Origin of the sequence: Cohnella abietis (assembly GCF_004295585.1) — a bacterium.
Lineage (GTDB): Bacteria > Bacillota > Bacilli > Paenibacillales > Paenibacillaceae > Cohnella > Cohnella abietis.
The window spans coordinates 1,908,848-1,934,137 of record NZ_AP019400.1 but is presented as its reverse complement, the minus strand read 5'-3'; the positions used below and the strand labels follow the sequence as shown (position 1 = coordinate 1,934,137).

At 47.0% G+C, this 25,290-nt stretch carries 27 protein-coding genes; 3 read left to right on the top strand and 24 right to left on the bottom strand.

The genetic code is table 11. The features are described from left to right. Positions 1–9: 9 nt before the first annotated feature. The 9 genes from uxaC to KCTCHS21_RS07930 form a co-directional block, all read right to left on the bottom strand. The gene (uxaC, locus tag KCTCHS21_RS07970) at positions 10–1,416 is read right to left on the bottom strand and encodes a glucuronate isomerase (RefSeq protein ID WP_130606592.1); all 1,407 of its coding nucleotides are present in this window, start codon (positions 1,414–1,416) and stop codon (positions 10–12) included. A 267-nt stretch (positions 1,417–1,683) separates the two neighbouring features. Next, positions 1,684–2,820: an FMNH2-dependent alkanesulfonate monooxygenase gene (gene ssuD / locus KCTCHS21_RS07965; protein WP_130606590.1), complete on the bottom strand. Its 1,137-nt coding sequence runs from the start codon at positions 2,818–2,820 to the stop codon at positions 1,684–1,686. A gap of 20 nt (positions 2,821–2,840) precedes the next feature. Then, a complete protein-coding gene (locus KCTCHS21_RS07960) occupies positions 2,841–4,283 on the bottom strand; it encodes a 4-hydroxyphenylacetate 3-hydroxylase family protein (RefSeq protein WP_130606588.1) in 1,443 nt (480 codons plus the stop codon). 20 nt (positions 4,284–4,303) lie between these two features. Continuing rightward, the gene (locus tag KCTCHS21_RS07955) at positions 4,304–5,671 is read right to left on the bottom strand and encodes an LLM class flavin-dependent oxidoreductase (protein ID WP_130606586.1); all 1,368 of its coding nucleotides are present in this window, start codon (positions 5,669–5,671) and stop codon (positions 4,304–4,306) included. A 12-nt stretch (positions 5,672–5,683) separates the two neighbouring features. Beyond that, the gene (locus KCTCHS21_RS07950) at positions 5,684–7,051 is read right to left on the bottom strand and encodes an LLM class flavin-dependent oxidoreductase (RefSeq protein ID WP_130606584.1); all 1,368 of its coding nucleotides are present in this window, start codon (positions 7,049–7,051) and stop codon (positions 5,684–5,686) included. Positions 7,052–7,055: 4 nt separating this feature from the next. Continuing rightward, entirely contained in the window at positions 7,056–8,174 is a 1,119-nt protein-coding gene (locus KCTCHS21_RS07945; protein ID WP_130606582.1) for an acyl-CoA dehydrogenase family protein, read from the bottom strand. Positions 8,175–8,202: 28 nt separating this feature from the next. Continuing rightward, positions 8,203–9,258: an ABC transporter substrate-binding protein gene (locus KCTCHS21_RS07940; RefSeq protein ID WP_130606580.1), complete on the bottom strand. Its 1,056-nt coding sequence runs from the start codon at positions 9,256–9,258 to the stop codon at positions 8,203–8,205. A 36-nt stretch (positions 9,259–9,294) separates the two neighbouring features. Then, complete coding sequence (locus KCTCHS21_RS07935; RefSeq protein ID WP_130606578.1) at positions 9,295–10,095, bottom strand: ABC transporter permease; 801 nt, start codon at positions 10,093–10,095, stop codon at positions 9,295–9,297. A gap of 43 nt (positions 10,096–10,138) precedes the next feature. Beyond that, on the bottom strand, positions 10,139–10,891 hold the full coding sequence (locus tag KCTCHS21_RS07930; protein WP_232058118.1) for an ABC transporter ATP-binding protein: 753 nt from the start codon (positions 10,889–10,891) through the stop codon (positions 10,139–10,141). Positions 10,892–11,143: 252 nt separating this feature from the next. Between KCTCHS21_RS07930 and KCTCHS21_RS07925 the strand changes: the two genes are divergently transcribed. Further along, positions 11,144–11,731 carry a transposase gene (locus KCTCHS21_RS07925; RefSeq protein WP_130606574.1) on the top strand — a complete coding sequence of 196 codons (588 nt, stop codon included), beginning with the start codon at positions 11,144–11,146 and terminating at the stop codon, positions 11,729–11,731. Positions 11,732–11,939: 208 nt separating this feature from the next. Here the strand turns inward: KCTCHS21_RS07925 and KCTCHS21_RS07920 are convergent, their stop codons facing one another. The 15 genes from KCTCHS21_RS07920 to KCTCHS21_RS07850 form a co-directional block, all read right to left on the bottom strand. Then, complete coding sequence (locus KCTCHS21_RS07920; protein WP_179952685.1) at positions 11,940–12,806, bottom strand: 5'-3' exonuclease; 867 nt, start codon at positions 12,804–12,806, stop codon at positions 11,940–11,942. Positions 12,807–12,844: 38 nt separating this feature from the next. Then, entirely contained in the window at positions 12,845–14,032 is a 1,188-nt protein-coding gene (locus KCTCHS21_RS07915; protein WP_130606570.1) for an aminotransferase class I/II-fold pyridoxal phosphate-dependent enzyme, read from the bottom strand. Further along, entirely contained in the window at positions 14,029–14,400 is a 372-nt protein-coding gene (locus KCTCHS21_RS07910) for a Spx/MgsR family RNA polymerase-binding regulatory protein (protein ID WP_130606569.1), read from the bottom strand. Before KCTCHS21_RS07910 ends, KCTCHS21_RS07915 begins: the two co-directional genes overlap by 4 nt. 18 nt (positions 14,401–14,418) lie before the next feature. After that, on the bottom strand, positions 14,419–15,393 hold the full coding sequence (locus tag KCTCHS21_RS07905; RefSeq protein WP_130606567.1) for an RluA family pseudouridine synthase: 975 nt from the start codon (positions 15,391–15,393) through the stop codon (positions 14,419–14,421). A 3-nt stretch (positions 15,394–15,396) separates the two neighbouring features. Beyond that, on the bottom strand, positions 15,397–15,975 hold the full coding sequence (locus KCTCHS21_RS07900; protein ID WP_130606565.1) for a cob(I)yrinic acid a,c-diamide adenosyltransferase: 579 nt from the start codon (positions 15,973–15,975) through the stop codon (positions 15,397–15,399). Beyond that, entirely contained in the window at positions 15,950–16,549 is a 600-nt protein-coding gene (locus KCTCHS21_RS07895; RefSeq protein ID WP_157993984.1) for a bifunctional adenosylcobinamide kinase/adenosylcobinamide-phosphate guanylyltransferase, read from the bottom strand. The genes KCTCHS21_RS07900 and KCTCHS21_RS07895 overlap by 26 nt, the downstream gene beginning before the upstream one ends. A gap of 181 nt (positions 16,550–16,730) precedes the next feature. Then, a complete protein-coding gene (locus KCTCHS21_RS07890) occupies positions 16,731–16,982 on the bottom strand; it encodes an aspartyl-phosphate phosphatase Spo0E family protein (RefSeq protein WP_130606561.1) in 252 nt (83 codons plus the stop codon). Between the two features lie 109 nt (positions 16,983–17,091). Then, on the bottom strand, positions 17,092–18,315 hold the full coding sequence (locus KCTCHS21_RS07885) for an aminotransferase class I/II-fold pyridoxal phosphate-dependent enzyme (protein WP_130606559.1): 1,224 nt from the start codon (positions 18,313–18,315) through the stop codon (positions 17,092–17,094). Between the two features lie 31 nt (positions 18,316–18,346). After that, positions 18,347–18,838 (bottom strand): Lrp/AsnC family transcriptional regulator, encoded by a 492-nt coding sequence (locus tag KCTCHS21_RS07880; protein WP_130616403.1) that lies wholly within the window; start codon positions 18,836–18,838, stop codon positions 18,347–18,349. Positions 18,839–18,975: 137 nt separating this feature from the next. After that, the gene (locus KCTCHS21_RS07875; RefSeq protein ID WP_232058117.1) at positions 18,976–19,350 is read right to left on the bottom strand and encodes a spore coat protein; all 375 of its coding nucleotides are present in this window, start codon (positions 19,348–19,350) and stop codon (positions 18,976–18,978) included. 11 nt (positions 19,351–19,361) lie between these two features. Then, entirely contained in the window at positions 19,362–19,586 is a 225-nt protein-coding gene (locus KCTCHS21_RS07870) for a hypothetical protein (protein WP_130606555.1), read from the bottom strand. 742 nt (positions 19,587–20,328) lie between these two features. Next, positions 20,329–20,613 carry a hypothetical protein gene (locus tag KCTCHS21_RS07865; protein ID WP_130606553.1) on the bottom strand — a complete coding sequence of 95 codons (285 nt, stop codon included), beginning with the start codon at positions 20,611–20,613 and terminating at the stop codon, positions 20,329–20,331. Between the two features lie 3 nt (positions 20,614–20,616). Next, the gene (locus KCTCHS21_RS07860; RefSeq protein ID WP_130606551.1) at positions 20,617–21,162 is read right to left on the bottom strand and encodes a hypothetical protein; all 546 of its coding nucleotides are present in this window, start codon (positions 21,160–21,162) and stop codon (positions 20,617–20,619) included. Between the two features lie 106 nt (positions 21,163–21,268). Then, on the bottom strand, positions 21,269–21,688 hold the full coding sequence (locus KCTCHS21_RS07855) for a DUF350 domain-containing protein (protein ID WP_130606549.1): 420 nt from the start codon (positions 21,686–21,688) through the stop codon (positions 21,269–21,271). A gap of 22 nt (positions 21,689–21,710) precedes the next feature. Next, entirely contained in the window at positions 21,711–24,074 is a 2,364-nt protein-coding gene (locus tag KCTCHS21_RS07850; protein ID WP_130606547.1) for an endonuclease MutS2, read from the bottom strand. Positions 24,075–24,188: 114 nt separating this feature from the next. Between KCTCHS21_RS07850 and KCTCHS21_RS07845 the strand changes: the two genes are divergently transcribed. Both KCTCHS21_RS07845 and KCTCHS21_RS07840 read left to right on the top strand, forming a co-directional pair. After that, complete coding sequence (locus KCTCHS21_RS07845; RefSeq protein ID WP_130606545.1) at positions 24,189–24,554, top strand: phage holin family protein; 366 nt, start codon at positions 24,189–24,191, stop codon at positions 24,552–24,554. A gap of 262 nt (positions 24,555–24,816) precedes the next feature. Further along, positions 24,817–25,200 (top strand): cupredoxin domain-containing protein, encoded by a 384-nt coding sequence (locus tag KCTCHS21_RS07840; protein WP_130606543.1) that lies wholly within the window; start codon positions 24,817–24,819, stop codon positions 25,198–25,200. Positions 25,201–25,290: the final 90 nt, after the last annotated feature.

Genomic DNA, 25,290 nt, shown 5'->3' with positions numbered 1-25,290 from the left:
ACCGAATGTTTAGAATTCAAAGTAATTTTTTGCATTTTTGTAACAAATACCTTCGACCATTCCTCCTAGCAGCTCCATATCGTGAGGCACCTCACCACGAACGACCCACTCCCCAAGCATATTACATAGAATTCGCCTGAAATATTCATGTCTGGTATAGGAAAGAAAGCTTCGGGAATCTGTAAGCATCCCAATAAATCGGCTGAGAAGGCCCAGATTGGCGAGCGCGTTCATCTGCTCCAGCATCCCATCCTTTGTATCATTGAACCACCATGCAGATCCTAGTTGAATTTTTCCAGGAGTATTTCCGTCTTGAAAGCTACCCATCAATGTGCCCAGAACATAATAATCCTTCGGGTTCAGAGAGTACAAAATGGTCTGGGGCAATCCCCCGGAAGCTTCAATACCATCTAAGAGCTTCGTCAGAGGATACGCCAATTGGCCATCATGAATAGAATCAAATCCTGTATCAGGGCCTGATAGATTAAACATTCGGCTATTATTGTTCCTTGAAGCATGAATGTGCAATTGCATCGTCCATCCGAGCTTCGCATACCTCTTGCCCAGATGAATGAATGTGTAGGTTTTATACTTCTGTTCCTCCTCCAGCGTAAGCGTTTGACCATTCAATGCTTTGGAGAAAACAACAGAAGCCTCGTCTAAAGTGGCTTCCACGTAATGAACCTGATCAAGCGCATGATCGGAAATTTTGCAGCCAACCTTAGCGAAATGCTCCATCCTATTATTTATAGCAGCTAGAAATTGTTCATAACCGACAATCGGTATGCCAGCGGCATGCTCGAGCTTCCTCACCCATGGCAGGAATGTGTCCCTGCGTATTTCTAGCGCTTTGTCCGGTCGAAATGTAGGGAGAACAGCACAATCGAAATCTTTAACCTCTTTGATTCCCTCGTGAAATTCAAGCGTATCGGTAGGGTCATCGGTCGTGCAAATGACTCGTACTCGCTGATCACGAATAAGCTGTCTGACAGAAAATGACTCAGAGCGTAGCACTTCATTCGCTTTCTGCCAGATCACTGGTCCGTTTTTTTCATTAATCGTCAGCTCGATACCGAAGTATCTTCTTAGCTCTAGATGGGACCAATGATACAAAGGATTACCTATCGTTGTTGGAACGGTCTTCGTCCAAGCGCTAAAACGATCATAATCGCTTATTCCCGGTCCCCCAGTAACGAGAGGCTCAGATATCCCGTTCGCACGCATCGCCCGCCATTTGTAGTGGTCTCCGTTAAGCCAAATTTCAGTTAAATTGTTAAACCGCTTGTCCTCATATATTTCCTGCGGATTCAAGTGACAATGGTAATCTATAATGGGCTGGTGTACCGCGTAATCATGATACAGCTGTTCAGACACCTTATTCTGTAATAGAAAGTTATCATCCATAAAAGCTTTCATTTCAGTTACCCCTCCCAAGTAAAACGGCTTTGCCGTCCTTAGGACGGCTATACACGTTTGTATCGAGCTATCAGATGAGTATATAGACATAGAAATTTATACTTTCTGATAGTCTACAAAAAATAACCCGAGCTTCCGCCCGGGATTATTGTAAGGTTCCTCGTGCTGTCCCTCCAATGTAGCATAAGCGATTAGCTTTTGCTTCATTGGCATAAACACGTTTTCCCTTGTTATTTGATTGTGGGTCTTTATAGCATTCAGAAGGAGCTACTTCGCTTTAGGAATTTCGTTGTTCGCTATCATTTCTCCGAATGGGCTAATATAAGAATTTCCTGCCCTTTTCTCTTGCTTGCCAGCTACTGGTAGAAGGGGAAACAGGAGCTCTGCTGTCCGGTAGGCTTCCTCCAAGTGCGGATAGCCGGAGAGAATGAAGGTATCGATACCGATCTCTTCATAGGCTTTCATCCTATCCGCGACCGTCTGAGGGTCGCCGACTAACGCAGTTCCAGCACCTCCGCGCACAAGACCGACACCCGCCCACAAATTCGGACTGATCTCCAGATCCTCTCTTCTTCCTCCATGCAAATCCATCATGCGTCGTTGTCCGACCGAATCGAACCGCCCTAATATTTTTTGCGCGTTCGCAATCGTATCCTCATCCAAGTAGCTAATAAGCTCATCAGCTGCTTTCCACGCATCCTCTTCTTTCTCTCTGACGATAACATGCAGTCGAATTCCGAATCGTACAGTCCTTCCCTGCTCAGCAGCAAGCTTACGAACGACATCGATCTTCTCTTTCACCTGCTCTGGTGGCTCTCCCCAAGACAAATACACATCGATATGATTAGCCGCCACCTTGTGCCCCGCATCCGAGGAGCCCCCGAAATACAGCGGCGGATAAGGCTGCTGCACAGTCGGATATAACACTTTACCACCTGTGATCTGTATATGCTCGCCGTCGAAATCAATTTCTTCTCCTTGGAGCGCCTTGCGCCAGACCGTGAGGAATTCATCCGTCATATCGTAACGGGCATCGTGAGAAAGATGAAGGCCTTCACCCGCCAGCTCTACTGGATCTCCTCCGGTTACAACGTTAATCAGCAATCTCCCGCCCGAAATCCGATCGAACGTCGAAGCCATTCTTGCAGCTATCGTCGGAGACATCAGCCCTGGACGTACCGCAACGAGAAACTTCAGCCTTTGAGTCATCGGAATTAGAGCAGAAGCCGCTATCCAAGGGTCCTCACAGGATTTACCCGTCGGGAGAAGCACGCCACCGAAGCCTAAGCTGTCCGCAGCCTTAGCGATTTGCGTCATATAATCAAAATCTACTGCACGTGCACCATGGCCCGTCCCCAAGTATTTTCCATCCCCATGCGTAGGAATAAACCAAAATATTTCCATCTTTAATGCCCCTTCCTATACTAACGTGACTGTCGCAGAAGCTTCCATATCGGATCGACCAACGCGGACTTATCGCTGCTTAAATACTGATTGGCGAAGCTTCGTACCGGATCTCCAGCATAGAATCGTTCATACAGCTCATGCCTTGAACCAAGAGGGCTGCCTATGAGATCCCAAGCTAGCTTGAACAGACGAACTTTGTTTTCCGCGTTAATAGATACCCCTTCGAAATAGCGGTTAAGCAAATCGCTTAGTGGCCCATCGAACTGGCTTATTCTCGCAGGCGTCTGCACAAATCCGCCTCCACCGATCTGTTGAAGAATTTCTATCGCTCTAGGATAAAGCTTCGTTCCTATGCTTCTTGCCGTATCAATATAAGAAGCCTCTGGCAGCCACATCCCTGAGACTGGGTCAAGCTTTGCCTGCACCTCAGCAGCAATGACTAGAGCCTTCATCGTATCGATCTGTGTAATGAGCTCACCTAATTTTTCCTGTACATGCAAAAACCCATCTACTCCGATCGCATCTGCGACAGCGAAGGTCACTCCTGTTACAAACTCCAGCTTAGCAACAAAACGAACAACCGTCTGATGAAAAGCGAGCGTGTTGGAGGGCACGTGGGATCTTAGCTTCCAAACCGCATCCGCATCCCCATTAATGAGTACTCGTTCCCAAGGGACAAGAACTTCATCGAATAAGAGGACAGCATCCATCTCGTCATAACGGGCGCTTAGCGGATAGTTCTGAACGTCAGCTTCAGCGAACGAGTCACGACATACAATATGCAAGCCTTTTGACCCCGCAGGCACGATCAAGGCGTGCGCATGCTTACTATGGCGAGTGTCCAGCTTATTAAACGAGAAGATCAGAAAGTCATTTGTGTACGGAGCACCTGTAGCGATCATTTTGGCTCCACTTAAGACAATACCCTCTTTGGTTTCCTTGACGACATGCAAATACCTTTCGGCTATCCGCTGATCATCGAGACCTTTGGATCGATCAATCTGAGGATCCAGAAGCGAAGTCGTTAGGAATAGATCGTTATCTCTAGCTTCTTCGTAATAAGCCGTTATTTTGGACTCTAGCTTTGAATCTAGCTTTCCAAGCTGCTTCCGAGAACCGTACCAACCCGTTACAAGCGAGCGAGCATAATCTGATAATCGACTCATGACACCGTTCGTTTCTTTGGCCCAATAAGAAAATGCATGGCTTCTCTTCGCCAAATCCTCTGCGCTATAAGGAACTAGAAATGAGCTATGAGCGTATTTATCGCTCCCGTCTACCGAATATCCCACTTGGTCTCTAATCTTCACATCGTCCAATAAATCGAACAATTGGCTTATCGTATTAAGCGTTCCAGAGAATGCTGGGTGAGTAGGGAGATCGTTCACTCTATCGTTATCGACCCATACGCTGCGGCCGTCGTTTAAGCTATCTAAAAAACGTTTGCCTCTAGAGGCCATATCCCATTCACTCCTTATCATTAGCGTCGGCGGAACGCCGCACCGGGATGCCTATCTGGAAGACGGCTCTCTCCAGGACCGAACAGCTTCTCGCGCATTGTTCCCTTCGCGTACTCTGTCTTGTACAATCCTCGTTCCTGCAAGATTGGAACAACCAAATCAATAATGTCCTCCAAGCTGCCCGGAGTAATGAGATGTGCCAGATTAAACCCGTCGATTCCTGTACGTTCCACCCATTGCTGCATTTGATCGGCGACCTCCTCGCCCGATCCGAAGAGCAACGCGCTTCTTCCGCCTATCTTCACAATCTCGTCCACAACTTCTCCGACATTCATCTTTTTCTCCGACATTGTCGTAAACCGGGCAACAGCCGCCTGACCATGATCGGACGCATAATAAGACAAGTAATCAGAACGATCGTACTTAGACAAGTCGATACCGCTGAACCCTCCGTAAAGCACCTGAGGCGCTTCATCGCTTCGAATAGCCGTGTACTCTCGTAGCTTCTCCTCCGCTTCCGCTCGGGTGCGCCCAACGATCGAATTGATCGCCATGAACACCTTCACGTCTTCCGGCTTGCGCCCGTAAGAAACCGCTTTTGCTCGAATATCATCTACATAAAACTTCAAGCTTTCGAAATTATGAGCATCGATGAACACGCATTCCGCATGCTTCGCCGCAAACTCTCTTCCTCTAGCGGATGTACCTGCCTGATAAAGCACGGGCGTACGCTGAGGGGAGGGCTCACTTAAATGTGGGCCCGGTATGTTGTAATATTTGCCTTGATGATTGATCTCATGGACTTTGGAAGGGTCTGTATAGATGCCTCGTGCCGCATCGCGGATGACGGCATCATCTTCCCAGCTGGCTTCCCAGAGCTTGTAGACGACATCCAAATATTCATCCGCAACCTCATACCTTTCGTCATGAGTAACCATACGGTCTAATCCAAAGTTCAATGCCGCGCTCGGTAAGAAGGAAGTGACGATATTCCAGCCTACTCGTCCATTTGTTAAGTGATCGAGCGTCGACATTCTCCTTGCATGCGCATAGGGCGGCTCGTAAGTCGTCGGTATCGTTACAGCAAAGCTCAAATTCTCAGTCGCATAAGCCATTGTAGGAATAATTAAGGATGGATCATTAACCGGTGCTTGAACTGCATCACGTAATGCCGCATCGCGATTACCACCAAAAATATCATAAAAGCCTAGTACGTCAGCTAGAAACAAGGCATCGAATTTCCCCCGCTCCAGCAGCTTCGCCAGCTCCACCCAATAGTTTAAATCCTTATAGCGATGGCGCTGATTCGCCGGATGCTTCCACAATCCGTGAGCGCCGTGCATAGCCGTGTTCATATCAAAAGCATTCAGCAGTATTTTCTTCCCCATGATTGCATTCCCTCACTTATATCGGTAGCTAGCGCCAGGATGCCGCTCAGACAGCCGGCTTTGCCCAGCCCCAAATAGCTTCTCTCGCATCGTACCTTGCTCATACTCCCGTTTGTATACCCCTCGTTCCTGTAAAATCGGAACAACTAAATCAATGACTTCCTTTAAGCTGCCTGGTGTCACAAGATGACCTAAATTAAATCCGTCGATGCCTGTTTTCTCCATCCAGGTCTGCATCTGATCTGCGACCTGCTCAGCGGAGCCAGTTAGCACAACCGCCCTGCCACCGATTTTCTTAACCGACTCAATAACTTCCCCATATGTCATTTCTTTGGGAGACATTTTCGTATAACGTGCTAATACGGTTTGCCCATGATCAGTAGCCTGAAAAGTCAAAATCTGATTCGGATCACCCTTAGACAAGTCGATGCCTGTATAGCCACCATAGATCGCCTGCGGCCCTTCCTCGCTACTAAGCGAAGTCAGCTCACGGAGCTTCTCTTCTGCTTCCTTAGCCGTCGTTCCCACAATTGTGCTGAGTGCCATAAACACTTTAATATCGTCAGGATGTCGACCGTAAGCAACGGCCTGCGCTCGAATATCATCGACGTAAAATTTCATGCTCTCATAGGAATGTCCGTCAATAAAAACACATTCCGCATGCTTCGCCGCGAATGCCCTTCCCCTAGGGGATGCTCCGGCTTGATACAAGACGGGCGTACGCTGAGGGGACGGCTCACTAAGATGAGGGCCCGGCACGCGATAATGCTTGCCTTCATGGTGGATCTCATGAACCTTGGAAGGGTCCGTGTAAATCCCTCTAACAGCGTCCCTTATTACAGCTTCATCCTCCCAGCTACCTTCCCACAGCTTGTAGACGACCTCCAAATATTCATCTGCAATATCATAGCGTTCATCGTGGCTAATCATCTTATCGAGTCCAAAATTGCGAGCCGCGCTAGGTAAGAAGGAGGTGACTACGTTCCAGCCAATTCGGCCGTTCGTCAGATGATCTAACGTAGTCATTCTCCTAGCGTGGGCATAGGGCTGCTCATAAGTTGTCGGAACGGTCACAGCAAAGCTTAAATGCTTTGTTGCGTAAGCCATCGTAGGGATAATGAGCGATGGGTCGTTAATTGGCGCTTGAATAGCGTCCCGGAGGGCAGCATCTCGGCTTCCACGATAAATATCATAGAAGCCATATACATCGGCAAGAAACAGAGCATCGAACAAACCTCGTTCTAGTAATTGAGCCATCTCAACCCAATATTTCAAATCCTTATACCGATATCTCTCGCTCTCCGGATGCTTCCACAAGCCGTGTGAGTTATGCATGGCCGCATTCACGTCAAAAGCGTTAAGTCTAATTTGCTTTGCCATAGGCCTACTCATCCCTTACGTTCAGCTCGAACTTACCAACGAACAGCTTGCACATCTCGCTGGAGTACGCCATTAAACCACCCGCCTGTGCGTCACGCAAATGCCGCTCGAATGGCAACGACCGAGTGAATGCAAGACCTCCGCCAACGCGAAGCCCAAGGTCCGCGACTTCTTTGGCTACCTGATTAGCCAATATTTTCGCTTCCATCGAAACAACGATTGTTTGCTCAGATCCTGCGTCTGCCAGCTCCAGCAGATGCTGCGCCAATAGCTTGGCCGCCTTCAGTTTAACGTGAGCCTCTGCCGTCTCGTATTGAATCCATTGGACATGGGTCAAAGGCTTGCCGTCAGACAGCTTCTTCCCTGCGGCTTGTACTTTCAGTGCATCGTATGCCGCTTGAGCGATACCTAGAGAAAGCCATGGAAGTCCGAGTGCAATCAAATTCTGGCGATTAGAGACAACTTGGCCGAATCGATTCGCTGCCTTCAACCGCGTCTGGTTAAACCCGATCAATTGGCTTCTCGTGCCTCTCATACCAAGCGCATCCCAAATTTCGTGAATTTCAACCGTTTCATCACGTTCTACGCCGAAGAAAGCGGGAGCCCCATCAATGCTCGCATTGACTAGAAAAAAGTCTGCTAATTCGGCTCCGGAGACGAATCGTTTCGCGCCGTCCAAGCTCCAATCACCGTCTCCGAGCGGCTTCGCCTCCTGTACAGGAGTAAGAAACAGGTTCCCGGAGGTTGGCTCACTTAGCGCATTTGCAAAGCGTTTTCCTTGCTTCCATTGCTGCAAATAAAACTCCGATGTATCGGGATTGGATAAAGTAATAAGAGATTCCGCTGCAGATGTGTTCATTAGCCATATGCAAGCCGTAGACGAGCATCCTCGCGCAATTTCAAAGACGATACGCCCGAACGTGGCGTAAGAAATTCCCGCGCCGCCCTTCTCTTCTGGCAATATCGCTGTGTCCAAGCCTCGTTCAAACAGTAGCCGTAGGTTATCCTTTGGCAGCTCTGCCTTGCGATCTATCTCGGCTGCTGTCAGTGCAAATTGCGCTGACAGCTCCACCGCTACATCGATCCAATATTGTTCCTTCTCTGGTGAAGTCAGGGTACTCATTGGCTTTTACCTCCGTCATGCTTCCTTGTTATTTAGGCAAATACTCGGTAGTGAATGCTTCGTTGACGTTGACGTCTTTTTTCAGTAATCCAACTTCCAGCAGCTGTTTCTTGTTTTCTTCCCAGCGCGCTTCCTTCATGACTCCAAAGCCTTCAGTAGCTGCATCTCCACCTGTTACGTACGGTTTATAAGCAACTGCCTGTTTATTCATAGCGTCAATAGGTAGCTCCTTGTTATCCTCGTGAATTCTTGCGTTAACTTCCTCAGCATTGTCGAAGTAATACGCCCAACCTTTCTTCACGGCTCTTAAATAAGCTTTAACGACTTCCGGATTACTCTTCAAGAAGCTTTCAGAGGTAATGATCGTGATTTCATAGGGATCATAACCGGACTCGGACAGCAGGAACGGTTCAGCATCTACTCCTTGCTCTTTCAATGTGATCGGCTCCGAAGTCGCGAATCCGTGGAGGAGAGATGTCTTATCCGCTAAGAAACGCACTAGCGTACCGTCTGTAACTTGCTCTTTCAACGTTAAGTTGTATTTCTTCCTCACGTACTCATATGCCGGCACTCCCGGAACGAAAAATACCGTGCGACCGTTCAAATCCTCGAATGTTTTGATGTTCTGATCCTTATGAAAAATAAGTGCCTGCGGGGAGCTTTGTAGCGCGGCAGCTACCGATACGATTGGAAGTCCCTCTTCGCGATTTTGCAATACGGCATCGGCTCTCGCGAACCCGAAGTCCGCATTTCCAGAAGCTACGATCTGTCTGCCGTTTACCTTCGGTCCGCCTGATTTAATCGTTACGTCCAAGCCCTCTTCTGCAAAGTAGCCTTTAACTAAAGCAGCGTAATCTCCGCCATACTCCGGCTCAGCGAACCATCCCAGCTGAACTGTAATTTTCTTAAGCTCTTTGGAAGCTTCTGGGGAAGCCGACTCAGGGGAAGACACTGCTTCAGAAGCTTTTGGAGATTCTGAAGACGCCTCAGGTTTGCTATCCGTGTTCTTGTTATTGCCGCATCCGGCAACAACTACAATCGCCAGTATTATCATCAATATGAATGGTATTGAAGCTTTTTTCATTTCTCATCTATCCTCTCAAATGGGTTTATTAAACGATTAATCCATATCCGTTCTCAGCTCAGATTCATGCCATGAGCCAAGCAGTCTGCGGGAGAAAAAGCTTACGAGCTGATAGAAAGCAATCCCAAGCACTGATGCCATAAGACCACATGCAAACAAATACGGTGTTTGGATACGCATAGCCGCGTAAGTGATTGCATAGCCGAGTCCTCCCTGACCGCCACCGACACCAGCTACGTATTCTCCGACGATAGCGCCTATGACACAAAGGGAGCAGGAAATTTTCAAGCCTCCTACGATGTAAGGGAGAGCTGCAGGAATTCGTAGCTTCCACATCGTCTGCCATTTCGAAGCATTATAGAGATGAAATAGGTTTTTCAGATTCTGATCCGTGGAGTTCAGCCCGATTAAAGTGTTAGACAGCATTGGGCAGAAACCGATCAGAAACGCGATTATGACGATGGACCGAAGTCCGGCGTCGAACCAAATAACAATAATCGGAGCCACCGCTACGATCGGAATCGTCTGCAATACGATTGCATAGGGGTAAATACTTCTCTCTATCATCTTAGAGCTGGCGAGCAGAATCGCGCCTAGCACTCCTCCGACAACGGAGAACAAGAAGCCTAGAATCGTTTCGAGTGTTGTCGTATACACCGAGCCCAGCAAGCTTCTCCAGTTGGAGACGACCGCTTCAACGATATCGGATGGCTTAGGCAGTAAATATGGCGGAATTTCCGCTTGCGCAACGATGAGCTGCCATAAGCCAACGAATACGACAAATGCAGCGAAAGGTGGGAAAATACGACTAAAGCTTCCCGTTCTAAGCCTATTCAATGGAGTTGTCCTCCTCTCTCAAATCATTTACATCTGCGTCCTATCAATGTCTAAGCGACTCGCTCACTTGACGGACATAATTGCTGAAGTCCGAATGAGCGCGGAACTGCTCGCCGCGAGGGTAAGGAATATTAATCGCGATCTCATCGGATATCCGACCAGGTCGCGGTGTCATAACCATAATCCGATTCGATAGATACACTGCCTCGAAAGCATTGTGCGTGACGAATAAAATCGTCATTTGCTCGGTTTTCTGCCAGATCGTCAGCAGCTCTTCCTGCAGCGTCTGTCTTGTAATTTCATCTAGCGCTCCGAACGGCTCGTCCATGAATAAAATCTTGGGCTTGGCAACGAGTGCACGCGCGATTGAGACACGCATCTTCATTCCACCTGAAAGCTCCCGAGGTAGCGCCTTCGCATAATCCTGCAGACCTACTAGCTGCAACACCCGCTCGGCCTCTTCCAGCTGTTGCTTGCGCGGCTGCTTTCGAAGCTGTAAGGGCAGCGTTATGTTCTCGCTGACCGAAACCCAAGGGAGCAGCGTTGCTTCTTGGAAAACGCAAGAAATCGAATTGCTCGTTCTTGCTTGCTCTGGCGTGCCTCCCAAAATATCAATTTGTCCTGCTGTCGGTTGCGACAAACCCGCTGCCATGCGAAATATCGTCGACTTTCCGCAGCCGGAAGGACCTACGAAGGATACAAACTCCCCTTCATGAATACTTAGGTTTGCTTCTTGGACGGCAACCGTTCCATTCCTGTACGTTTTGGAAACATTCTTTAGTCCAAGAACCTCCACTTTCACATCACTCCTTGCCAACAGCAGTGTTCGATTATGTCAATATTCTTCCAGTTTGTCTGGTCAGTGTTGCTACCTAAAGCGGCGAATATCCGCTATAGGATACTAGGAATCTTAATCCACCAAATTCCTATGTGTCAAGTAGGAATAACACTTGTACTTCACTCCTATTTGCAATATTATTAGGAATATAATGAGTCGTTTTGAAGCAAAATGACATGAAATTTGGACCACAGAAAGGAAGATATAAATATGGCGGCAGCTAACAGAAGAAGATTTACACCCCAGCAAAAGGCGCACATTATATCCAAGCTTCTTGAGGAACAAAGCAGTATCACCGAGTTAGCCTTGGAATATGACATCCACCCTCTAGTGTTAGGTCGATGGAGAAAGCATGCCTTGGATAATCTATCCAAACTATTCGAGAACGATCATAAGAAGCAAGAGAAGCTGAAATCCGACCATGAGCAGCAGCTCGCGGAAATGCAGGCGGAGATCGATCAATTAACTATGCAGCTTGAGTGGCTGAAGCAGGCAACGATATCGAGATTATCTAAGGAAGACCGTAACGAGTTCATTAATAAAGACGAAACAAGCTTACCTATCCGAACCCAAACAGCCCTTCTCGGACTGAGCCGGTCAACGCTGTATTATCAGATGAATCATACTTCCTCCCGAAAATCCAAGCTCGTAGACCATTTAAGTGAGATGAAGCAGCTTCCTCTTTATCTCTTCGCAGGCTTAGGGATGGAGCAGCAGCAAAGATCGACTCGGGAAAATGAAGTGTCTAAGCTGAAAATACAGAACGGTTGGATGGACGTATTTGGCGGATATCATTAAACTTATTTTTTGCGATTTCGTGTCCAACTTGACCTCTTCACATAGCATGGATTTAGCTTAAAGATTCTTTAACAAAAAATTTTTTTATTTCTCAAGAATAACCTTCCCTCGAAACATGACATTAGCGGTTAATTAACAAAAAAAGTGTTGGTACAAGAAATCCCTGTACCAACACTTTTTCAATATCACCCTATGAGTAATTCCATTATCACGATACAGCGATAAACCGACTTACGTCTTTAACGAGACTATTGAATTCCAATTCCTCGAACATGGTGAAAATTTTTGCATGATCCGGCTGCCAGAAGCAATCGTCAGGCAAACAGCTTACCGGCGCGTCACAGCTAATTGTAGCCAATTCACGGCAAAGATGTAGCATATCGATCTCGGCTTCGATCTTGGCCTTTACACCTTTCGGTAGCTGCTCAAGGTTGTCGAGAATGCCCTCTATAGAAACATATTCAACTAGCAGCTTAGTCGCCGTTTTCTCACCAATCCCCTTCACACCCGGGTAATTGTCCGAGGTATCTCCGATGAGCCCCTTGAGATCAATGAATTGCTTGGCAGTCAGCTGCTTTTCTTCCAATAGCTTCTCCGCATCGTAAACAGCGTAGTTGGACGCACCTTTTTTCATAATAATGACCTTCACACGCTCGTCTACCAGCTGCAGCATATCGTGATCTCCGGTCAGAACGAGCACTTCCATATGCTCGCTCAATTGTCTGGATAAGGTGCCTATACAGTCATCCGCTTCATACCCAGGGAAACTAATATTCGGAATATTAAAGCCTGTAACAACCTCTTTCACCAAATCGAATTGCGGAATCAGATCTGTCGGCGCTGCAGGGCGATTAGCTTTATAACCATCGAACTTATCTGTACGGAAGGTTTTGCTGCCTAAATCCCAACAGCAGACGATATGCGTCGGATTAAAGGTTTTGCAAGCATCCAGTAAATATTTCACGAAGCCGAATACCGCGTTGGTCGGCAAGCCTGCTTTTGTTTTGCGAATATATCCTCCATATGAATTTGCGAAGTATCCACGAAACAATAAAGCCATCCCATCGACAAGCATAACTCTCTCTTCAGCCACTGTTTATTCCCCCCATTTCATTATTCCGGTTGTGCCGTGCGGATAAATCCACCAATCCTCTGTGCAGCCTCTAGCAACACATGCTCAGGCTCCACCATTGCTAGCCGTACATATCCTTCTCCCAAACTACCAAAGGCATTGCCTGGTATAGATGCAACCCCTGTTGAAGTAAGTAAAGATTGCGAGAACGCCCGCGATGACCACCCCTCAGGAACCCGAGCCCATAGGAACATCGTCGCTGAAGGTGTCGGAACATTCCATCCTTGCTCGTGCAGAGCTTTAACAAATACATCTCTACGACTCTCGTAAACTCTGGCTATAGGCTTGGAATCACGAATATCCATTTCTAATGCTGCAATGCCAGCCTCTTGTGCCCCTAAAAATACGCCAAAATCGATGTTATTCTTCAGAGCACGAAGCGAGGATAGTACCTCCCGGTTGCCTACCGCGAAGCCTAGACGTGTTCCCGCCAAGTGATACGATTTGGATAGGGAATGAAACTCTATTGCGATATCGAAAGCTCCCGGTATTTCAAGCACACTCGGAGGACGTTGACCATCGAAGGCCATCTCGCTGTATGCATTGTCGTGAACGAGCAGCACGCCATGCTTGCGAGCGGTATGTACCGCACGTTCAAAGAACGCCAAATCTGCTGTAGCTGATAAGGGATTGCTTGGATAGTTCAATATCATGAATTTAACTTTATCCCATATGCTCTGAGGAATGGCCTCGAAGTCGGGTAAGTAGCCGTTTTCCTCTAGCAATGGCAACGGAATCGCTTCGACTCCGGCGACGGCTAGTCCAGCACCGTAAACCGGATAACCTGGGTCAGGCAATAACGCGGCATCCCCAGGATCGCTGATCGCGAGCGGCAAGTGAGCCAGCCCATCCTGTGTACCCATTAACGAGAGCACTTCCTCGTGTGGATCGAGCTCTACTCCGAAACGATGCTGGAACCACTTAGCAACCGTTTGCCTGAATGCTAAGGTGCCTTCCGTTCCCGGATAACGATAAGTATCGGACCGTAGGCTAGCATTCGCAAGAGCGGAGCGGAGCTCCTCTACTGGGGGCTGATCCGGGCTGCCGATATCTAGATTAATAATGGTCAAGCCCTTACTCTTTGCTTCTTGTTTCCATTGCGCCACTTCGGCGAATATCGCGGAGCCTAACCGATCAAGCCGCGTGGAGCGAAACGATTGCTTCTTCATGAATTGTACCATACCGGACCGAAATCCAGTTCCCGGAAACCAATGGATATTTTACTTTTGCCATCCGTTACGATAGGACGTTTAATTAGCATCCCATTGGAGGCAAGCAGCTTTATCTTCTCTTCTTCCGTCAACTTGGGAAGCTTGTCCTTAAGCCCCATCTCTCGATAAGCTTCACCGGATACGTTAAAAAACTTACCAATGGGCAAGCCACTCATAGAAATGAGCTTAGATAGTTCTTCCTCCGTTGGAGGGCTAGTCTTAATATCCTGTAGCTCCAATTCATAGCCTTGCTGTTTTAATGCTTTGATAGCGCTCTTGCAAGTACTGCAAGTCGGCAAATGGTAAATCTTTAACTGATCAGCCACGTCCTAAACCCCTTTATTTTAAGTATGTACAAGCTTTTCCAGCTCCCGCTCCAGCCGCTTCATGTCCTCTGGTAAAGCTGCCTCCAGCACCATTTCTTCCCCTGTAATCGGATGCTTAAAGCCGAGCCGAGCAGCGTGCAACGCCTGGCGTGTAATTGTTTCAGATAGACTAGAGGCAAGCTCAGTTTCCAGCCACTTCTCGTCCGTATAGTAGCTGTCTCCGATGATCGGACAGCCTATAGAGGTCATATGAACCCTAATCTGATGCGTCCTCCCGGTCCCCAAGCGAATATCAACCGCACTAGCTTGATCGAGATACGTATCCGTTACTTTATAGAATGTCAGTGAAGGAGCTCCATCTTCCCTTACGACACGACGATGGGGATCTTCCGTTTGTCTGCCAATTGGCCCGTTAATTTCACCTTCAAGCTCAGCCGGACGACCATAGACGAATGTCCGATACTCCTTCGTTACGGTGCCCTCCATCATCTGAGCCGACAATTGCTGCTGTGCTAGAGAATGCTTAGCTATAATAACTAAACCTGATGTGTGCTCATCTAAGCGGTGTACGGGACGAAATCGAATTCTTTCTCCTCGCTCCTGCCAATAATGCATAACCCCGTTAGCGAGAGTATTCAAGTAATGTCCCGTTGTCGGATGTACAATAACGCCAGCCGGCTTATTCAATACTAGTAAATGCTCATCCTCGAAAACGATGTCGAGCTCCATTGGCTGAGGCAATATGGTCTCGGATACTTCTGTTTCCATGCGCAGGCTAATGACGTCCCCTTCGGAAATCTGATGGTTCGGCCAAACCTTCTGTCCGTTAACCAGCAGCCCTTCATCCGACGTCTTCAGCTTCACCATTAGTCGTCTAGAAATGCCGATCCTTTTCCGGAGGATGTCCCTTAATTGTCGCCCCTCATCGGAAGCATTGGCAATGATGTTAATTGGAGCATAATAGCTGGTATTTCCATTATCTTCGGAAGACATTGTTTAAGACCCCCGCCTAAAAACTTGCGCACCTCGTTCGTACTCCACGTCAAGATGACCAAGGCGGGCATTAGCCGCCCGTGCAACAGTAAAGAAAAAATCAGATAGTCGATTTAAGTATTTGCCAACCTCTTCCGGACAGTCTTGCTCAGCGGCCAGCGACACTAGCCTTCTCTCCGCGCGACGGCATACAGTTCGGCATACGTGAAATAGAGAAGCAGGCTCACTGCCCCCTGGCAAAATAAATCTCGTTATCGGCGGGGTTTGCCCTTCATAATGATCAATCAAAGCTTCCAATCGCTCCGTCATCACTGGCGTGACCTTCATTTTCTCGGGTATGGGTTCTGCATAAGAAAGATCAGAGCCGCAATCGAACAGCTCGTGCTGAATGAGTGTAAGATGTTCGAGTAGATCGACCCAATCGACCGTCGTCTCCCTGACTAAGACGGATATCGTTTGCCCGACAAAGCTGTTTAATTCATCAATTGTTCCATAAGCCTCAACACGAATATCGTCCTTCATGACGCGTCCGCCTATGACCGACGTTTTTCCTTCGTCACCTGTCCGTGTATATATTTTCATCCACTAATGTCCCCCGTTTCAATCGATAACCTTTAACTTCAGTCGCCATGCCGGCTGTCATGCGATATAGAGTCGTGCTAGCCTCCAGCAGCCTGCGGTTAGCAGCCGCTAGTCTGTAGGCATAGCCTTGTTCCCGCAAGCTCATCGATAATCCTGCTGAAATTTCCTCCGTTATCACAATCATTTTTCCTTCAAAAGAAAGAATAGCCGCCAACACCTCTTGCCAAGCTCTATCTATTCGGTTATCCGCTTCTGGGGTATCCTCTTGAATTTGTTCATACAAACCACGGAGCCAGCCAGATAAGCTATCCATTACGATAACGCGTCGATCTGCTCGAAAAATATTCGATTCCATATTGATGGCATTCAGCTTATTCGCCAGCGTCTCATCGGCATCTGTGTATGTCCAAGGAAAATGGGGCTCGTTATCCACATCCCGATGCTTAGTTCGCGTTCGTCCCTCAGGAAAAGGGGGACATGACAATCGAATACCTTCACGCCCCACTGTCAGAGCCAGCTCGTGTGCGAATTCAGATTTCCCGCAGCCGATTCCACCCGTAATTAACCATAGCATCGCTCGGCCCCCTTTCCCCTTCATAAGCTAACTATAGCACAAACGCTTTTCTCTCTAAAAGAAGGCTTAAACAGCTGTCGGAGGTTATTCAAGAAAGATGGAAAAACGGTAACTGCGTCTTAAGGACACCGTTACCGTTGTACGCAGTCACATATTGAAAAAAAAGAGGTCGGTGAACAAGTCACCGAACCTCTTGCCGGCTCAAGCGTACATACTTCATATATTCATTAATTTTTAGATCCAGCTGTCGGCTAAGCTCCACAACTGAATCTGCGATTAGTGAATGCTCGTGCAAGAAAGTTTCTGTCATTGCCTTACGTAATCTATCAATTTCCTCTACTAAATCCGTAACCTCGGTAGGGTGATGAGAAATGATAGATGCGTTGGCATATAATGATGTCAAAGATAGAGAATCCTGCTCTGCCTCGGCCATGTACATTCCCCCTTCTCATGACGTAACACGATGCTTAGCGGGTTGAAAACCATGGTTATTATAGCAAAACACAATACAATTGAACATCATTTTTCAAACTTTTGAATTTTTATTCTAATTTTCTAATAAATAGGTTAATACGCTCCATTGCTTCCGTTAGCTGAGTAACAGAAGTTGCATAGCAACAGCGCAAGAAACCTTCCCCGCCTTTGCCGAAAACATGCCCAGGAACCGCAGCAACCTTCGCCTCCAGCAGAAGCCTTTCGGCAAATTGCTCTGAGGTAAGACCCGTAGATTGAACAGAAGGGAATGCATAGAATGCACCCTGCGGCTCATGGCATTCCAGCCCCATGTCACGGAAGCCCTGAACAACTAGCCGACGTCTTTGATTGTAGGATTCGACCATGCGGTCCTTCTCCTCAAGCCCGCCTTTAGTTAAAGCCTCCAACGCAGCTACCTGACCCATTATTGGTGCGCACATCACTGTGTATTGATGTATTTTAAGCATTACGCTAATTAAATCAGGGTGTCCGCAGGCGTAGCCCATCCGCCATCCTGTCATTGCAAATGCTTTGGAAAATCCGCTGACAAGAATAGTCCTGTCTTTCATGCCAGGCAAAGAAGCAAAGCTAACATGCTTAGCATTAAAGGAAAGCTCAGCATAGATTTCATCTGAAATCACAATAAGATCATTTTCTTCTACAAGCTTTGCAATCGGCAGCATCTCATCATAAGTCATGACAGCACCAGTTGGGTTGCTCGGATAGCAAAGAATTAGAATCTTGGATTTAGGGGTAATAGCTGCTTTCAGACTTTCGGCTGTTAGCTTAAACTGATCCTTAGCAAAGGTTTCGATACCCACAGCGACGCCACCGCTTAAAGCCGTAATCGGTGAGTAGGAAATATAGCTCGGCTCGGGAACGAGTATCTCATCTCCTGGCTCTATGAGCGCACGCAACGCAAGATCGATACCCTCACTGCCCCCAACGGTAACAATAATTTCCTTAGCCGGGTCATAGGACACGTGAAATTGATTATCTAAGTATTGTCCGATAGCTTCACGTAGCTCCGGCATCCCAGCATTGGATGTATATTGCGTTTTTCCCTTCTCAAGAGAATAAACCGCCGCATCCCGAATACGCCAAGGAGTAACGAAATCTGGCTCTCCGACCCCTAGCGTGATGATGTCTTTATCTTTGCTGGCACTAACCAAGTCAAAGAAGCGCCGGATTCCCGACGGTTGAATCGCGCGAGCATGGGAAGCCAAGTATTCATTCATCCCGCCGCTACGTGCTCGATCTTGAATTTGCGGCTTTTGCTCATCTTTTATCATGGGTCATTCTTCCTTTACGATGGACTGCCATTTATGGTGATACGAGCAGGCGATGATCATCCTCGAATTCTTCGAATATAATACCGTCCTGTTTATATTTCTTAAGAATGAAGAAGCTTTTCGTTGATATTACCGACTCAATCGTGGATAACTTGTTGGAGACGAATGATGCGACTTCCTTCAGGTTTTTCCCTTCGATCTCGACCAATAAATCATAAGCGCCCGACATTAAATAAACGGACTTCACTTCCGGATACAAATAAACGCGTTCAGCAATGCTCTCAAAGCCGCGACCTCTCTCCGGTGTGCATTCCACCTCGATAAGCGCTGTTACTTTCTCATCGTCAACCTTGCTCCAATTAACGATTGTTGCGTATTTTACGATGACATGATCCTGCTCCATCTCCGCGATCGCGGCGGAAACGTCCTCTTGCTCTGCACCTAACATCGTAGCAATAGTAGTGGCAGTCAATCGGGCGTCTTCCTTGAGCAGATCCAAGATGCTTAATTTAAATTCGTTCATCATGATCCCTCCTGAATTACTCTTCATAATACATCAAAAACAGGCTCCATGAAAAGCGAAATAAGGGAAGCTGTTAAAAAATCCCCGTATCGGAAAAAACACCGATCGGGGACAGGATTATCTGGTGCTATTAACAGTTATTGATACGCTGGAGTCGTCATCTGACCTGCTGGGTTAGCTGGGATTTGGCTATTTGCCATTTGTGTTTGCTGGATGAATTGAGATGTTTTTTGCTGCGTTTGCTGGTATTGCTGTAATTGCTTCGTTATTTCCTGCTTTAAGGCTGGAGAAGATGCATTATACATATTATTTTGCTGCATAACCGTATAGAGTTCACCTTGCATTGTGAGCGTTGTATTCATTAATTGAGTAAACATTTGTCGGGTTTCCGGACAAACCGATTCTGTAGCGGCAGTCGCATATTCTCGCGTCACCCTCTTGAGATCCGAAAGGATCGTCGATGCCAAATCCTCATCCGTTAAAGCCGGGTGGCCTGTCGATTGGTTGAGCATATTCATCCTCCTTAGGATTGGGGTTGGGTAGGTGCCATTGCCTGATGCTGTTGCAGCGCGTTTAGCAAAGTGCTGTAGTGCTGTGTGTGTACGTCAACCATGTGGGAGCACGCTTGTTGAAGCTGAACATTCGTAATAGAAGCGGCTGCTATTGAGCATTGTTTCATCAACAGGTCTTCATTGGACATGGAGTCGGCAACATATTCTAACTCCTTGGCCGTCATAGCTTGCATCATGTGTTGTTTCCTCCTATGCGATCATTAGACATCAGGTGTTAGTCTGTCTTGACAGTCTGCGGGTTATGCATGAGGAAAAGTGGTATGTGGCTTTTGGAAGTGGCTGGGTTCGGCTGAGGCTGCAGGTTATCATGAGGGAAAGCGATATCTGACTGTGGCTGTGGCTCCGACGAGGCTAATTACTTTAAGTACCTGCTGCAACTGGAGTAGCGAATTACGATGTTTTTAATTGTTTTTAACCGTACTGGTTACTTGGTGCCGGGCTAGCCGTTCGATTAACGATGTTATTCAATGTTATTCATCCCTCCCCATCAGCTAGAAGTCTGAAACTCATCTGCTCATAACTGAACATTCAGCTTACGAACCCAGTAACTCTTATTTGCTCAAAATCTAATGGTTTTATATTGTAACAAACTCTAGACACCTTATATCCACCAAAATAGCTCCATTCCTCCTAATAATTACTCAATAAAGCCAATGGGGTTCGTTAGAATAAATTAGAAGCCATTTTAACGGTATTAAGCTCAATACAGTTCGTTAGCCAGAAACACACCTCCCAAGAAGGCGAGGAGGCGGTTGGTAGTAGAATAGGGTGGAGCAGTGGAATACGTTACTCGGGGTGCGGTCGGCAGTAGGTATCCGGTTCAATAGCTGGTCTAATTCGCCTGGGTTCTTCGCAGAAATTTCTTTCAGCCACAAAAAAACATCCGCAATGTATGCGAATGCCTCTGTTTTATTATTACTATTTTAGGGCTAGCTGCTGCGTTGGATGAATGGCATCCTCGCCCCCAGGCTTGTCCCTGCTAGTTATGGAGCCCTGGTTGACCACCAGATAGCATAAGGCGTTTCTGACAGCTCCACAACGGCAATATAAACTGTGAGGGCTGTAGGCTGGACGCAACGATTCGCCAGTACCCCTAATTGCACCGCCAGTGCCTGCCGTAGCGACAAATGCACCCAGCTTCCCATCCGAATTGATTATAACTGTTTGGATGGTCCAGCTAAATAAACCAGACGCTACGCTCAATGCTTAATTCCGCTTACTGCCTAAATCAGTAACATTCTGACTAAAGCGGCGGACGAGATGCTGGCGATAAGAATCACCTAATAGAGAATGCGTAACGAAGCAGGAAGGGCAAATGTACATCGATAGCGTGAATGGCGCAACGATTATAGCTTCTCCCAATACATCAGTTACTCTTGGACGAAAATGATCAGCGGAAACGAGCTGCTCTCCCGCTTCAACCATATACTCATGGCATAACGGACATTCTGGAACAAGCTCCTGCTCATTAAGTAGCTGTTCAACTGTTTCTTCAAATTGAACTAACTCATCGCTCGTATTACCTAGTCCATCATCATCTTCTTCAGACCAATCTACTTCTTCATCGATGGACAGCCTAACAGCTTCTTCTTCAGTCTCGTCCTCTAGCTCTTCCTCGGACTCACCTATATTAAGCTTCAAAGTGCGGTAACCATCAATCTCGTTGTCGCATACTGGACATATTTTATCAGGCTCCTGGCCTTCTTCCTGCATAATCTCGCTTTGACACCATGGACATATTACAACAGCCATATCAGGTTACGCCTCCCTCATCATATAAATAACACCAATAACAACGAACACAACTGCCAGTGCAAAAAGTGTTCCCCACAAATATTTCATACGTATACCCTCCGTTTTAGACCACAGCAGCGCCAATAATATAGGATAAGGAAGCTGACAAAACCATAGCAAGGAAACCAACAGCCCGGTTATCCCGCTCAATTTCATCATCTATTTTAAATACCGGGGTGAGAAACTCGAATAAAAAATAGGCAACAAGAAGTAGCATAAATCCGACTCCAGCCCAGAGTAGGCTTTGATAAATCGTATCATTGGCCTCAATAGAAAAACGGAAAATATTACATATTCCAAATATTTTGCCGCCAGTCGCCATAGCTACTGATAAGTTTCCTTTGCGGATCTCTTTCCAGCTATCGTATTTCGTAACCCGCTCAAAACAGGCTAGAAATACGATGAGCGCAAGTATACCCACAGAGAAGTAAGCCAGAACCGCAGTAAAACGATGCGACATTAAGGAATCAACTAGACTTTGCATGACTGACTACCTCCTGTCAATGTCAATGAAGCTCGGCTACGGATACCCCCGCGCCTCCTTCTCCGAATTGGCCCAACCGATAGCTCTTCACATGCTTATGTCGACGTAGGAAATCTTGAACGCCTGTGCGCAATGCCCCAGTTCCTTTGCCATGAATGATATAGACTTGACCCAGATTGGATAGAAACGCCTCATCCAAAAACTGATCCACCTCCATAATCGCTTCATCAAGCATCATGCCTCTCAAATCCAGCTCAGTGCGTATGCTTTCATCACGTGTGCGCTTAACGATGGTCGCTTGCGCTTTAGGAGCTTTGCTCGCTGCCGTTTTACGCAGTGGCTCCAGTTCAGTGAGAGGAACCTTCATTTTCATAATTCCAAGCTGCACTATTGCTTCTGAGCTTCCTGTCAGTTCAACTACATGCCCCTTTTGTCCCCCGAGGCTATGCACCTTCACTTCATCACCTACCTCGATTTTACCCTGCTTCGCATTCGAGGATCGATTCGTATTGGCTACTGGGGAAGGAACAGCATCCTCTAATCGACGGCGTGCCTCAATTAGCTTGTGCTCCTTAACAGATGCTCCTTCTTCCAATGCTAAACGGCGTAGATCATTGATGATCTCTTCAGCCTCTCTCTTGGCCTTGGCAATCGCTGAACGCGCTTCTTCTCTTGCGCTTTCTAGCACCTTTATCTTCTGCTCCTGCAGCTTATCACGTTCCACCTGAATATCATTCTGCAGCTTCTCCGCTTCACGGCGAAGTCTCTCAGCTGCTTGTCGTTCGGATTGCGCAAGAAGACGATCCTGTTCAAGCGATGCAATCATCGAATCGACCTTCAGCTCATCCTCACTGACTTCACCACGCGCATGATCAATAATACTTTTCGGCAGTCCAAGTCTCTCCGCAATAGCAAAAGCGTTACTACGACCTGGCACTCCCACAAGAAGCCGGTAAGTCGGACGCAAAGTTGCCACGTCAAACTCCATGCTTGCATTAATGATACCTTCACGATTGTAGGCATATGCCTTTAGTTCACTGTAGTGGGTCGTGGCGATTAACCGACAGCCTAATTTCTGCAGATGCTCCAAAATAGCGATTGCCAGCGCAGAGCCCTCGGCCGGATCCGTTCCTGCACCCAACTCATCGAGCAGCACCAAACTCTGATGTGTGACTTGGCTCAGCATAGAAATTAAATTGGTCATATGGCTGGAGAAAGTACTTAAGCTTTGTTCAATGCTTTGCTCGTCTCCGATATCTGCGTAAATCCCATCAAAAACGCACAATCGGCTTCCGTCTTCAGCAGGGATAAACAACCCCGACATGGCCATCAAGCTGAGTAGACCGATTGTTTTTAGTGAAACCGTTTTACCACCCGTATTAGGTCCGGTAACAATGATAGAGGCATACTCTTCTCCCAGAACAATATCGATGGGAACTGCTTGTTTAATATCAATGAGGGGGTGACGTGCTTTGCGCAAATGTAGTCGACCTTCATCGTTCATTTCAGGCAGCGTAGCGGTAAGTGCATGTGCAAGTGAGGCCTTGGCAAAAATAAAATCGATCAAACCAAGAATTTCTGCATCTCCTGCTAGAAGCTCGGCACGCTCACCTACCTGCTCACTCAACCTGCGTAAAATACGTTCGACTTCATTTAGTTCTTTTATTTTTAGCTCACGAAGCTTGTTATTCATTTGTACAACTGCTTCTGGCTCAATAAACAAAGTCGCACCGCTACCCGATTGGTCATGCACGATACCACCAAAATGCGCACGGTATTCCTGCTTAACAGGAATAACATAACGATCATTTCTCATTGTGATCAGCGCATCCTGGAGCATTTTTTGAACTGAGCTTGATCGAATTAGACTTTCCAGCTTCTCCCGAGCACGACCAGCATTAATTCGGATATCGCGACGAACAGAGGCAAGCTCTGGACTTGCTGAATCAAGAACGTCTCCTTGTTCATCAATACATCTACGTATTTCATCCTCAAGTGGTTTGAAATCCGTTAAAGGCTCACACAGATCACTTAGCAGTGGTAACTCCGTCTCTTCTCCTGCCAAAGCAATATACCGACTTAAACGACGGGAGCCCATAATAAATTGTGCAGTATCCATAAGCTCCGGAGGCTGAAGAATGCCTTGTAGCTTGGCACGGTACAGCGATGACCGAATATCCGTAATTCCTCCAAAAGGCGGAGCACCTTTAAAGGTTGTCGCCCTTACAGCTTCATCTGTAGCAGCAAGTCGACGAACGACAATAGGCAATTCGCGCGATGGAGAAAGCTTCTCGGATTGCTCCCTTCCGAGGCTGGTCGAGGTTAGACCATTTAATTGATTAATTATTTTATCGTACTCTAATGTATGTAAGGCCTTAGCGTTCACGGCGAAATTCAACTCCTTCGCCTTATATTATAGCCGAATAGACTGAACTTGAGAAACCTTCCACTCATATAGATTGAAACTAAGGATACACTAACGGTCAAGGAGGTCGATAAGATGAATTTTCTTGGGACAATTGTTCGCTTTATCGTCTCAGCCATCGTGCTTATGGTGGTTGGATGGTTAGTGCCCCAATTTTCAGTAGGCGGATTCTGGAGCGCACTTATGCTCGCAGTCGTCATTGCTGTAATGGGATGGATTATCGAAGGAATTTTTGGCAAAAGGGTTACTCCATTTGGTCGAGGAATCGTTGGATTTCTCTCGAGTGCGCTTGTAATCTGGTTGGCTCAATTTGTAGTAGGAAATGTACATGTCTCAGTAATCGGCGCTTTGTTAGCAGCATTGGTGATCGGGATCATCGACTTGTTCATTCCCGTTTCCAACCCGTATGAAGCTGCTTCACATAACAAGCATCGGGACTAGGAAGGCTTACCGTTTTTTGTTTTCACCTCAAAGCATCCTCCTTTGCCCTCGCGGCGGGGAGGGTGTTTTTCACGTTGAAGCATATTCCTTACCATTTTTTTCGGGGGGAGAGTTTCCGCACGTGGAAAGGGAATAATGTCATGCTTCTGACATGGGTTTGGCGAATGACATATGGTACAATATTTACGGGCAGGGGATGGTCAAGTAGAAATATATGACAACGAACACCTTCTGCAACATATAGGTACGGAGGGAAATTAAAATGCACAAAAAGCTCGCTCTTCTTCTAACACTAACAGCCTTGATGCTTGCTCTTGCTGCTTGTGGTGGCAAGAATAATTCCGAATCTGGTAGCAACTCACCATCACCAGCCTCAACTGAATCGGCATCGACGGAAGTCATCATTACCGCTACTTCTTGGGAATTCGATGAGGCGGAATACACGATTCCGAAAGATACACCTGTTAAGCTCACTCTGCAAAACACAAAGGGTGCCCACGGAATTGAAATTGTCGGTCAGAACATTAAAATCACAGGGAACAAATCGGAAGTAATCAATTTACCCGCTGGTACCTATGAAATTAAATGTAACATCATGTGCGGCGCCGGTCATAACCAAATGAAGGCGAAATTAGTCGTTAGCTAATTAAATTAACTTACAACAGGTCAAGGGCTGTCACCATGCGATATCGCGGGTAGCAGTCCTTTTTTGTATTCCAACTATGTGGAAAAAGCA

Excerpts from the sequence above, each read along its gene's own strand:
- KCTCHS21_RS07925 (WP_130606574.1), top strand. The coding sequence starts at position 11,144 with ATGGCGGCAGCTAACAGAAGAAGATTTACACCCCAGCAAAAGGCGCAC.
- KCTCHS21_RS07905 (WP_130606567.1), bottom strand. The coding sequence starts at position 15,393 with ATGTCTTCCGAAGATAATGGAAATACCAGCTATTATGCTCCAATTAAC.
- KCTCHS21_RS07895 (WP_157993984.1), bottom strand. The coding sequence starts at position 16,549 with ATGCTATGGTTAATTACGGGTGGAATCGGCTGCGGGAAATCTGAATTC.
- KCTCHS21_RS07870 (WP_130606555.1), bottom strand. The coding sequence starts at position 19,586 with ATGATGCAAGCTATGACGGCCAAGGAGTTAGAATATGTTGCCGACTCC.
- KCTCHS21_RS07890 (WP_130606561.1), bottom strand. The coding sequence starts at position 16,982 with ATGGCCGAGGCAGAGCAGGATTCTCTATCTTTGACATCATTATATGCC.
- KCTCHS21_RS07840 (WP_130606543.1), top strand. The coding sequence starts at position 24,817 with ATGCACAAAAAGCTCGCTCTTCTTCTAACACTAACAGCCTTGATGCTT.
- KCTCHS21_RS07960 (WP_130606588.1), bottom strand. The coding sequence starts at position 4,283 with ATGGCCTCTAGAGGCAAACGTTTTTTAGATAGCTTAAACGACGGCCGC.
- KCTCHS21_RS07900 (WP_130606565.1), bottom strand. The coding sequence starts at position 15,975 with ATGAAAATATATACACGGACAGGTGACGAAGGAAAAACGTCGGTCATA.
- uxaC (WP_130606592.1), bottom strand. The coding sequence starts at position 1,416 with ATGAAAGCTTTTATGGATGATAACTTTCTATTACAGAATAAGGTGTCT.
- KCTCHS21_RS07845 (WP_130606545.1), top strand. The coding sequence starts at position 24,189 with ATGAATTTTCTTGGGACAATTGTTCGCTTTATCGTCTCAGCCATCGTG.
- KCTCHS21_RS07855 (WP_130606549.1), bottom strand. The coding sequence starts at position 21,688 with ATGCAAAGTCTAGTTGATTCCTTAATGTCGCATCGTTTTACTGCGGTT.
- KCTCHS21_RS07950 (WP_130606584.1), bottom strand. The coding sequence starts at position 7,051 with ATGGCAAAGCAAATTAGACTTAACGCTTTTGACGTGAATGCGGCCATG.
- KCTCHS21_RS07955 (WP_130606586.1), bottom strand. The coding sequence starts at position 5,671 with ATGGGGAAGAAAATACTGCTGAATGCTTTTGATATGAACACGGCTATG.
- KCTCHS21_RS07875 (WP_232058117.1), bottom strand. The coding sequence starts at position 19,350 with ATGCTCAACCAATCGACAGGCCACCCGGCTTTAACGGATGAGGATTTG.
- KCTCHS21_RS07915 (WP_130606570.1), bottom strand. The coding sequence starts at position 14,032 with ATGAAGAAGCAATCGTTTCGCTCCACGCGGCTTGATCGGTTAGGCTCC.
- ssuD (WP_130606590.1), bottom strand. The coding sequence starts at position 2,820 with ATGGAAATATTTTGGTTTATTCCTACGCATGGGGATGGAAAATACTTG.
- KCTCHS21_RS07880 (WP_130616403.1), bottom strand. The coding sequence starts at position 18,838 with ATGAACGAATTTAAATTAAGCATCTTGGATCTGCTCAAGGAAGACGCC.
- KCTCHS21_RS07945 (WP_130606582.1), bottom strand. The coding sequence starts at position 8,174 with ATGAGTACCCTGACTTCACCAGAGAAGGAACAATATTGGATCGATGTA.
- KCTCHS21_RS07920 (WP_179952685.1), bottom strand. The coding sequence starts at position 12,806 with ATGCTTGTCGATGGGATGGCTTTATTGTTTCGTGGATACTTCGCAAAT.
- KCTCHS21_RS07940 (WP_130606580.1), bottom strand. The coding sequence starts at position 9,258 with ATGAAAAAAGCTTCAATACCATTCATATTGATGATAATACTGGCGATT.
- KCTCHS21_RS07885 (WP_130606559.1), bottom strand. The coding sequence starts at position 18,315 with ATGATAAAAGATGAGCAAAAGCCGCAAATTCAAGATCGAGCACGTAGC.
- KCTCHS21_RS07860 (WP_130606551.1), bottom strand. The coding sequence starts at position 21,162 with ATGGCTGTTGTAATATGTCCATGGTGTCAAAGCGAGATTATGCAGGAA.